Annotated in this window: 1 pseudogene; it reads right to left on the reverse strand. The window is 66.9% G+C overall.

Annotated elements, in window-relative coordinates:
- Positions 1 to 4: 4 nt before the first annotated feature.
- A pseudogene (locus EKD05_RS26255) lies at positions 5 to 1,049 on the reverse strand (hypothetical protein); the annotation flags it as partial.

Here is a 1,049-nt window from a genome sequence, read left to right on the forward strand (position 1 = left end):
GATCTTAGCGCCACACGAGCGGCAGATACGCGGTCGGGATATGCACGACGATCGCGGCCGACTCGCCGCCGCCCGGCTCTGGATTGATCACACGAACCAGGGCGAAGCTCCGCGCGTCTTCGGGTTGCAGAGCTACCTGTAATGTGGTTGGTGTGACGTTGGTGGCAGCGCGGCTGACCCCGTTCCAGCGTACGATCGCCCCCGGTACAAAGTCCCTGCCCGCCAAGGTTACGATGAGGATCGTCCCATTGCGCCCCAGACCAAGCAGGCCCTGCACACTCGGGCGTGGGTTGCTGCCCGGGGCCACGATACTGAAACCTAGTCCGTTGGAGAGCTGGCCGTCGGGGTTGCGCACCCGTAGTTCACCGGCCCCCGGCGTCAGCAGATCCGCCGCCGAGAGGCTGATCACGACTTCATCTGCACTGATCAATTGGGTTGGCCGCGTGCTCCCGTTCCACTGACCTTGGGTGCCCTCGACAAACCCGCTGCCACGAAGGTTCAGCTCAAGACCGGTGCCCGCTCCGGCGACCACACTGGCCGGACTCAGGCTGATCAGGCCTGGTGGCGGTGGCGCGCTCGGACTACCCACGTTCAGGGTCAGCACCTCGGAGGCGCCGCCGCCCGGTGCGGGGTTGACGACCCGCAGGCCACGCGCGCCCGGTTGCGCCAGATCAGCTGCACTCAGGTCAACGTCGAGCAATTCTGGCCCACGGTAGCTCGTTGGGCGGTGCTCACCATTCAGTTCGACGTGCGAACTGGCGATAAAGCCGCTGCCTTGCAGGCTGATCCGCACGGGCCCGCTGCCCGCGAGCAGGCTCGCGGGCGTAAGACTCGCCAACGCGGGCAACGGATTGTCCTGGACGGCACTCACGACAAAACTGCGTGCGCTACTTTCGCCGCCGCCCGGGCTGGGATTGCGTACCGTCACGGCCACGCTGCCGGCGCTGCTCAGCAAATTGGCCGCCACGGTGGCCCGCAACTCGCCCGCTCCAACCCGCTCGGTGGGCAGATCGCTCCCGGCCCAACGCACCACTGCCCCCGCCGCAAAA

It is taken from the genome of Candidatus Chloroploca sp. Khr17 (genome assembly GCF_004138165.1).
Taxonomy (GTDB): Bacteria; Chloroflexota; Chloroflexia; order Chloroflexales; family Chloroflexaceae; genus Chloroploca.